The organism is Shewanella sp. 10N.286.45.A1, assembly GCF_041470405.1.
Lineage (GTDB): Bacteria > Pseudomonadota > Gammaproteobacteria > Enterobacterales > Shewanellaceae > Shewanella.
This window is the reverse complement of sequence record NZ_JBFRMK010000042.1, coordinates 24,423-32,484: the sequence shown is the minus strand read 5'-3', so window position 1 is coordinate 32,484 and position 8,062 is coordinate 24,423. Positions and strand designations below refer to the sequence as shown.

Here is an 8,062-nt window from a genome sequence, read left to right as displayed (position 1 = left end):
CTAAATGATCGGCATTACGACCATTGGTCGCGTTTTTTTATGCTGATTTGGTATTAGTCGAGCACTTTTTTTAGTTTAAACCAGTAATGTGCAGACAATGTTAGGCTCCGAGCCAGCATGAATGCACTCATTGCGGCCCATAGGGCATGATTCCCCAATGTTTGCAGTGCATACCAGGTGGGAAAGAACACTGCAAAGGTAGCGATAATCATGCTGTTGCGCATTATTTTGCCTTGCGCAGCACCGATATAGACACCATCAAAAAGATAAGAACCAAACGCCAACAGTGGCAAAAATATCAGCCAAATAAGGTAGTCATTAGCAACCTGTTGCACCTGTGAAATACTGGTGAGCGTGCTAATAATATAACTGCCAGCGCCAGCAAAAAAGAGTGTAAAAGCGATTGCTGCGATTGCTGACCACGCCCAAGCTAGTGCGACTGACTCCCTCATTAGGCGACTGTCTTTACGGCCATAAGCCCTGCCAACTTCGGCTTCTGCATAGTAAGCAATACCATCGAGTGCATAAGAGATAAGCAATAGTAAGTTTAACAGTACGGCATTGGCCGCCACCGTATTATCACCAAGGCTAGCACCGTAAAAAGTCATAAAGGCAAAAGAGAGTTGTAAGCATAAACTGCGCACAAAAATATCGGTATTGAGGCTAATAAGCTTGCGATAACTTTGCAGTGTCAGTTGCTTGCAAATCGTCAGTAGATGAAAATCGCCTAAACGATTAAGTTGACGTTTAACCAGTGTTAGTGCAACCGCAAAACCAGCCATATCGGCAAATACAGATGCCAGTGCAGCACCACGAACGCCCCAATCTAAGCCAATGACAAACAGTACATCTAAAATAATATTGACCAGATTGGCTATAATTAGCTGCCACATCGCGGCCTTTGGTTGTTGCCTGCCGAGTAACCAGCCAAGCATGACTAGATTTAACAGAGCGAATGGGGTTGACCAGATCCGTACTTGGAAATACTCACGGCAATAGCGTTCGACCTCAACACTGGCATCGGACATTGCCATGGCGAGATTGACGATTGGCAACTGCAATAATACAGCGGCAAGCCCGAAGATTAACGCTAGACTTCCTGCTTGAACGAGCAAGCGATATTGCTGTTGGGTGTCATTTGCACCGTAGGCTTGGGCAACTAATCCCGTGGTTGCCATGCGTAAAAATCCAAGTAACCATATAATTAAGGTTATAATCGTTGACCCAACAGCCACACCGCCTAAATAATAGGCATTACTGAGATGGCCGACGACCGCCGTGTCGACGAGACCAAGTAGCGGCACAGTAATATTCGACAAGATCATTGGTAATGCCAATGCGAGAAGCTGTCGATTCTTTTGTTGGTTTAACAGTATGGCAATCATTATAGAGGTCTAATATTTATGGTTAAAAACGTGTTACTAGCGCTATTGGCGCTGACGGGTTTTTCAGTGCAAGCGGCGGTGATTCTGCAATATCACCATGTATCTGATACCACTCCAGCTATTACCAGCGTGACGCCTGCCCAATTTAAAGAGCAGATGCAGTACTTAGCTGAAAATAATTTTAATGTTGTGCCACTGTCTAAAGTGGTGGAATCAATAAAGGCAAAGCAGCATCTACCTGCTAAAACGATAGCGATCACCTTTGACGATGGTTATCGCAGTATTGCTAACACCGCGCATCCTATCTTAAAGCAATACAAATTTCCCTACACGCTTTTTGTCTCGGTGGAGCCAATACAGAAGAAGTATGGTGAGATGATGAGCTGGCAGCAACTTATCACGCTCTCTGAAGAGGGCGCTGAAATCGCCAACCATACTTGGGGGCATGAGCACCTGATCCGTATGGAAAAAGGAGAGAGTGAGCAGCAGTGGTTAACCCGTATTGAGAACAATATTTTACGCACGGAATCAGAGATTGCCAAAGCGACTGGCCAAAACCACAAAATGTTGGCCTACCCCTATGGTGAATACAATCAACAGATCGAAGATATGCTGACTAAGCATGGCTTTATCGCTTTTGGTCAGCAATCCGGGGCAGCTGGACCACACTCACCTTTAACTGCCTTACCCAGGTTTCCGGTTGCGGGAGCTTACGCCGATCTTGATAGTTTGAAGGTCAAGCTACATAGCCTTAATATGCCTGTGATTGAGCAGACTCATAGCGACCCACAGTTGCAGTTTGGTCAGTGGCGACCAGAGATCAAAGTGAAGTTGGACATGTCTGACATCAATGCCTCACAGCTGATGTGCTTTATCCAAGGGCAGGGTGCTAAAAAGCCTAATTGGATCAGTGCCGATGAATTTACTATCCGCGCAGAACTTGACTTACCAGCAGGACGTTCACGTTATAACTGTACGGCACCGAGTAAACATCAAGGTGGTTACTACTGGTTTTCGCAGCCTTGGGTACGCCCTAAAGATAATGGTGAGTGGATCGCTGAGTAACTTGATAATAAGTAATGCAATGGTCATAAAAGCTGAGCATATGTATCTTCAAGATTTGTTAACTAATCAGTGTTTGATTGTATCGCCACAATGGCGGTACATTCTGCGAGTCCAGCAAACAGTAAACTTGATATAAAAATAGCTGACGATGGTAGAAAACTAGATATTTTTTTATTTAACTTAGTGTACCTTTCTAAGCTGATGTCGCCATGGGCCAGGAAGATACAACCTTGAAGGCTTGCTTCCGCTACCGACTGCAAGTAATTAAACAGCTCTTGATGGTTATCAAATGCAATAAGTTGCGAACTGGAAGAGGCAAGATGTCGTACATCTACAACGTCTAAATTATCAGGCATTTCGTTAGAATCTAACTTAGCTTTTAAGTTAAGCATTACATTGTAGATTGCCTTAGAGTCATTTGAAGTAGTATCCATTACCGCAATCGCGCAGTTTTCAACGGTACAAGCCTTTTCAATCATTAGTGATTGTGCTGCTGAAGCGCCGTGAACTAGCAATAGGTCCAATTGCTTGGCTAAGAGTGCTTCCTCAGTCAAGCTGTCGACAGGCATGTAATGCTCTGTGTTGGCAAAATAATTCTTTGAGCTTATAGCTGGTGTCGCGATTCCAACTCTGACTTCTTCCATTTCAACCGCAGGTTCAAACATAGACGTTCTTTTTATAAGGTGACCATTGAGGGAATACTATACTAATTTCACTAAGTGTTTGACTCGTTCATAGCGCCTCAGATTTTTCAATTCAAGGCGCATTGGTAAATAAATGGTCAATCTTTTAGTACAGTTGGTATTTAATGCTGCATATTGCAATGATTACTTAGCCATTTTTATACTTCTCAATCAGGGCATTCACATCGTGAATCAGCGCACTATTTTTGATTTGCGGCAGCTTACCTGGCGTATCCGATTTGGGTTTGATAATAGCGACTTTCTCACCGTGTGGTGAAACCAGTGCAAACGAAGCACTGTGATCGACCTGATAATCCTCTCCATCACCCACCATGGCGTAAACAAAGCCAAGGCTACGAGTTATCGGGTATAACTGCTTATGTTCAGCGGTGACGGCAACGAACTCAGGGTTAAAGAAGTTAGCGTAATTAAGTAAGGTATCGGTTGAATCTCGCTGTGGATCAACCGATAGGAAGATAACCTGTAAATCAGCATTTTTTGATAGTGACGGATAGGCTGCTGTGAGTTTACCCATGGTCGTTGGACAAACATCTGGGCAGGAAGTGTAGCCAATAAAAAACAGGCTCCACTTTCCAGTCAGGTTGTCATTGGTAAATGCTTGTCCATGCTGATCTGTTAAAGAAAATGGAGCAATGGCTTGGGGAGCCGGAAACTCAAAACTTGTCTGCAGTTGCAGCTCTTTTGGTTGGCTAAACTGTATTGCTACCCAAGCGCCGGCTGAGGCCAGAATTATCGCTGCTATTATCCATGACAACTTCATTATAGTTTCCTCTCTTTAAGTCGGTATTAGACCCATAAATAATGGTCAACCAAGAGCGCAATAAACAGCAGCATCAGGTGATAGATAGAGAACTTAAATACGTTCATCGCGAGACCTGGCGTTTCATGAAACTTAAGCTGCCATGCTTTATAGATAAAGCCTGCGCTTAATAGCGTCGAGCTGACTAGATATACCGGGCCACACATGCCAACGAGGACTGGCAGCAAGCAAGCGATAGCGAGCAAAATGGTGTAAAGAAAAATACAGGTTTTAGTAAATTCAACACCGTGGGTAACTGGTAACATGGGGATGTCGACCTTGGCGTACTCGGCTTTGCGGTGAATTGCTAACGCCCAAAAATGCGGTGGAGTCCAAGCAAAAATGATTATCACCAACAGTAGCGCATTGCCATGAAACTCGCCGGTGACTGAAGTCCAACCCAGTAGTGGTGGCATCGCTCCAGCAAGCCCGCCAACCACAATATTTTGTGGCGTTGCGCGTTTTAAGTAGGCGGTGTAAACCACGGCATAACCGATGAGGCTAGCAAAAGTGAGCCATGCAGTTAATGGATTGACTAAAGCATAGAGAATCACAAAACCCAATATCCCAATACCAAAAGAGAAGATCAGTGCTTTGGTGATAGACACTTTGCCTTTGGGTAGCGGACGGTTATAGGTTCTTGCCATCAAGCCGTCAATGCGACGATCGATAAGGTGGTTAAATGCCGCTGCAGCCCCTGCCATCATGCCAATACCCGCCATTCCCGCGATAAGAGGTTGTAGTGGCACAGTTCCTGGTACCGCAAGACACATACCTACTAACACTGTTAAGAGCATTAACGCGACGACTTTGGGCTTGGTCATTTCGTAATAGGCACGCCACTGGAGCAGTGGTGTTGCTGCGCTTCTGGATATTGTTATTTGTTTTTCCATGGCTTGCACCTCATTATGTTCTTACTGAACACGCTTAAATGGGTTGAAATCTGCTTATTTATTGTTTGTTCATTGCTGGCGAGCTTTAGCGACTCTGATGCTGCGTTAACGAGCTGGCCTCAAAACCGCTAAACTCTCGCTGAGCGATCAAATCCTTATACCGATTGGAATTATTATGCTTTACGCCACAAGGCGTAATTAATAAATACCAATGTCAGCAGCAGAAGAGCAGCTCCAGCGTTATGCGATACCGCTATCCCCAAAGGTAGATGTAGCACGACATTGCTAATACCAAGTATGACCTGTAACACCACTAGCCCTGCTAATAACCAAGCAGCGTTACGCATAGTGGTTGAATGCGCTTTAGTGATTAGTTTGAATGCTAACCAAAGCAGCATTACCGCAGTGATAATGGCGCCAATACGATGGGCAACATGAATGGTCATTCGAGCTGAGTAATCTAAAACGCCAAATTCATAACTGGGGTGATCGCCTTGAAATGGTGAAAAGGCGGCGCTGAAATTGAGATTATCAATCCAATTCCCTTCGCAGATTGGCAGTGATGTACAAGCCAGAGCGGCGTAGTTGGATGAGGTCCAGCCGCCTAAGATAATCTGCAGTAACAGCACGCCAATACAGATTAAGGCAAATGCTGATAGTTTTCTCGCGGGAGCATCACCACCAGGAATGCGTAAAGGCTTACTGCGAAGGTAGAGCAGTAAGAGCAATGAGAACAGTGCGAAACCGCCAATGAGGTGAGACATCACCACAATAGGCATCAGTTTCATGGTGACGGTCCACATCCCCAAAGCGGCTTGAAAAACGATTAGCGCCGCTATAAACATCGGTAGCTTTTTAGGGGCGTTAGCCTTACGTAAGCTCATGATCAAAATAACTAGCACCATTAAACCTAAAGTGCCGGCAATATAGCGGTGGATCATCTCAAGCCATGCTTTTTCTGATTCTACAGTGTGTTCTGGAAAGGCACTTTTAGCTGCGGTAAGTTCATGGCTAGCGCTTGGGACTGTTACCATGCCATAGCAACCAGGCCAATCTGGGCAGCCAAGACCTGCATCTGACAGACGTGTATAGGCGCCCATCAAGATGACGCACAAAGTAAACACTAAAGTGACTTTTATTAGAGGTTTAATATCCATTAAGTACCTCCGTTTACTTTAGAGGCGAGGAGACGGGTATAAGCCAATCGATGCATGATGACGCACAAAGTAAAAACTAAAGTGACTTTTAATAGAGGTCTAAAATCCATTAAGTACCTCCATATTTTGGTTATCAGCCATAAAGAAGCGGGTATAAGCCAATCGATGCATGATGACGCACAAAGTAAAAACTAAAGTGACTTTTAGTAGAGGTTTAATATCCATTAAGTACCTCCGTTTACTTTAGAGGCGAGGAGACGGGTATAAGCCAATCGATGCATAATTACAGGCAGAGTAAAAACTAAAGTGACTTTTAGTAGAGGTTTAATATCCATTAGCCAATCCTCGAAAGTTTAAGCATCTTTCTTAGATCAGCCACAATCGCCTTACCTTGCATTATTTGAGCCTGGTGACTGGTGGTGATTGGGTAACTCATCACCATGCTGCCAAGGGGATCAACGACGACAAACTGTTGATCTTTGAGTAGTTGAGTGAGCGCAGGTGTCGGCGTTGCGGTAATAAAGTCGAACGATGTTAGTGCTGAGCGATCACTGTTTTCAGCGAGCATAATGATGGTATGCACTCGATCCTGATTTCGGCCCATCGCGATATGGCTTTGCTGTAAAATATAGAGTCTATCTAAGCAAGTTGTGTCACAAACTGCCGGTAGTTGATACAACAATTGCCACTCTTTAGGTTGAGGGTTTGTCATCTCTAAGCTTTGGTAGTTTATGCCGACTTCAAGCAGCTCGCCTTTGTTGGTTGCTCCACCATTATATAGCCCAAAACTTAAAATCAGTTTGGCGGCAATAACAGGTATTGCAAAAGCCAAGAGCAGTAATAGCAGTGTTTTCTTGCCGTTCTTTTTGGGGGAGTTCATTCCATCTCCTCTGTATTATTTGGGTACCACGTTACCTTATTGCTGCAGTACCTTTATGAGGTCTTGTCAGCATGCATTACCAATACAGCTAAGGTAATAAGCAAAACGACGGTAATCGTGAACAGCTTAATATCAGTACATCCCGGAACGGCTAGGATGCATATTTTCTAACCTACATGGTCTATTCTGCCTTAGCAATAGCCATGTTAGTTTTTAATTTTTAAGATTATCTTGTTGTTTTAATTTACGAAAAAATAAAAAGAGCATGATAACTGCAAATACTCCGGCCATACTGAACCACTGTACGGCATACCCTTGATGCTTCTGCGCAGATAATGGAATCGGTTGCCAAGGATGAATACGGATATCATCGGGAATATTGTTGGGTTGCAGCACGACTGGCGCGAGTGGTTTATCAATTAACAGCGCAAGTTGCTCTATGTTTAAATTTTGGATCCGCATCGGTGAACCCGTTTCTGCCATGAGCTCTGAGCTCATCGGATTCATCTGTTTTTGGTAGACGCGTCCATTTAACGCTAAAGGACTCGTTAATGCTGCTACGTTAGGCAGTATTGAGCGATCAACGCTTCCTGCCTCAAAGCCTAATTCGACTAATAACCATGGTTTATCTGGCGCGACTTCAAATGCTTGATAGGCTAAATAGCCAACTCTACCGTTAACGGTTTGGTTATCGAGTAGAAATACTTGCTGCAGAATGGGCGTGACGTGAGTACTCAGTTTGTAGCCAGTTAGATTGTCATTGCCAAGGTGAGCGAGGAGTTGCTCATAGGTCAGTACGCTAGCATTTTGTCGCTGACTGAGTGCTGCTTGCCATTGTTGTTTTTGCTGAGCTCGTTCAAGCTGCCAAAAACCAAGCTTGACCAAAATTGTAAACACCATCAAAGTAGAAAGTACAATAAACAACCAAATGCCTAAAGCCCCAATTTTTGGAGATTTAATGAATATGCTATTTGTTTTTAAACTGGTTTTAGTACTGCTACTGCTGTTCATATTGGTTAATTTAGCGAGAGCCCTATTTGTAATGGTAAGAGGTGAAAAGAGTGTACCCATGAGCCAATATCTAGGCCGACGGGTACTCTTTTCTGTGCTGGTCGTTATGTTACTGCTAGTGGCTTTAGCGACTGGGGTGATTGCGCCAAACCCCAGACCTTATTAGCT

General features: G+C 44.2%; 10 protein-coding genes. 2 read left to right on the top strand and 8 right to left on the bottom strand.

The window, feature by feature from the left end:
- Positions 1 to 53 precede the first annotated feature (53 nt).
- Positions 54 to 1,385 carry an MATE family efflux transporter gene (locus AB4238_RS03780; protein ID WP_372031437.1) on the bottom strand — a complete coding sequence of 444 codons (1,332 nt, stop codon included), beginning with the start codon at positions 1,383 to 1,385 and terminating at the stop codon, positions 54 to 56.
- A gap of 18 nt (positions 1,386 to 1,403) precedes the next feature.
- Here AB4238_RS03780 and AB4238_RS03775 point away from each other — a divergent pair, with 18 nt between their 5' ends.
- Positions 1,404 to 2,450, top strand: a complete 1,047-nt coding sequence (locus AB4238_RS03775; protein WP_372031436.1) for a polysaccharide deacetylase family protein — start codon at positions 1,404 to 1,406, stop codon at positions 2,448 to 2,450.
- A gap of 62 nt (positions 2,451 to 2,512) precedes the next feature.
- On the opposite strand, the gene AB4238_RS03770 is transcribed toward AB4238_RS03775, so the two are convergent.
- From AB4238_RS03770 to AB4238_RS03740, 7 genes are all read right to left on the bottom strand, one after another.
- Positions 2,513 to 3,115, bottom strand: coding sequence for a hypothetical protein (locus AB4238_RS03770; RefSeq protein ID WP_372031433.1), 603 nt, complete (start codon positions 3,113 to 3,115; stop codon positions 2,513 to 2,515).
- A 166-nt stretch (positions 3,116 to 3,281) separates the two neighbouring features.
- Entirely contained in the window at positions 3,282 to 3,914 is a 633-nt protein-coding gene (locus tag AB4238_RS03765) for an SCO family protein (RefSeq protein WP_372031431.1), read from the bottom strand.
- Positions 3,915 to 3,940: 26 nt separating this feature from the next.
- Entirely contained in the window at positions 3,941 to 4,846 is a 906-nt protein-coding gene (gene cyoE / locus AB4238_RS03760) for a heme o synthase (RefSeq protein ID WP_372031428.1), read from the bottom strand.
- A gap of 173 nt (positions 4,847 to 5,019) precedes the next feature.
- The gene (locus AB4238_RS03755) at positions 5,020 to 6,003 is read right to left on the bottom strand and encodes a heme A synthase (protein ID WP_372031425.1); all 984 of its coding nucleotides are present in this window, start codon (positions 6,001 to 6,003) and stop codon (positions 5,020 to 5,022) included.
- 99 nt (positions 6,004 to 6,102) lie between these two features.
- Positions 6,103 to 6,228: a hypothetical protein gene (locus tag AB4238_RS03750; protein ID WP_372031423.1), complete on the bottom strand. Its 126-nt coding sequence runs from the start codon at positions 6,226 to 6,228 to the stop codon at positions 6,103 to 6,105.
- Positions 6,229 to 6,337: 109 nt separating this feature from the next.
- Positions 6,338 to 6,883 carry a hypothetical protein gene (locus AB4238_RS03745; protein WP_372031421.1) on the bottom strand — a complete coding sequence of 182 codons (546 nt, stop codon included), beginning with the start codon at positions 6,881 to 6,883 and terminating at the stop codon, positions 6,338 to 6,340.
- Between the two features lie 213 nt (positions 6,884 to 7,096).
- Positions 7,097 to 7,807: an SURF1 family protein gene (locus AB4238_RS03740; protein ID WP_372031418.1), complete on the bottom strand. Its 711-nt coding sequence runs from the start codon at positions 7,805 to 7,807 to the stop codon at positions 7,097 to 7,099.
- Positions 7,808 to 7,841: 34 nt separating this feature from the next.
- Here AB4238_RS03740 and AB4238_RS03735 point away from each other — a divergent pair, with 34 nt between their 5' ends.
- Positions 7,842 to 8,060 carry a DUF2909 family protein gene (locus tag AB4238_RS03735; RefSeq protein ID WP_372031415.1) on the top strand — a complete coding sequence of 73 codons (219 nt, stop codon included), beginning with the start codon at positions 7,842 to 7,844 and terminating at the stop codon, positions 8,058 to 8,060.
- Positions 8,061 to 8,062: the final 2 nt, after the last annotated feature.

Excerpts from the sequence above, each read along its gene's own strand:
- AB4238_RS03780 (WP_372031437.1), bottom strand. The coding sequence starts at position 1,385 with ATGATTGCCATACTGTTAAACCAACAAAAGAATCGACAGCTTCTCGCA.
- AB4238_RS03775 (WP_372031436.1), top strand. The coding sequence starts at position 1,404 with ATGGTTAAAAACGTGTTACTAGCGCTATTGGCGCTGACGGGTTTTTCA.
- AB4238_RS03770 (WP_372031433.1), bottom strand. The coding sequence starts at position 3,115 with ATGTTTGAACCTGCGGTTGAAATGGAAGAAGTCAGAGTTGGAATCGCG.
- AB4238_RS03765 (WP_372031431.1), bottom strand. The coding sequence starts at position 3,914 with ATGAAGTTGTCATGGATAATAGCAGCGATAATTCTGGCCTCAGCCGGC.
- cyoE (WP_372031428.1), bottom strand. The coding sequence starts at position 4,846 with ATGGAAAAACAAATAACAATATCCAGAAGCGCAGCAACACCACTGCTC.
- AB4238_RS03755 (WP_372031425.1), bottom strand. The coding sequence starts at position 6,003 with ATGGATATTAAACCTCTAATAAAAGTCACTTTAGTGTTTACTTTGTGC.
- AB4238_RS03750 (WP_372031423.1), bottom strand. The coding sequence starts at position 6,228 with ATGGATATTAAACCTCTACTAAAAGTCACTTTAGTTTTTACTTTGTGC.
- AB4238_RS03745 (WP_372031421.1), bottom strand. The coding sequence starts at position 6,883 with ATGAACTCCCCCAAAAAGAACGGCAAGAAAACACTGCTATTACTGCTC.
- AB4238_RS03735 (WP_372031415.1), top strand. The coding sequence starts at position 7,842 with ATGAATATGCTATTTGTTTTTAAACTGGTTTTAGTACTGCTACTGCTG.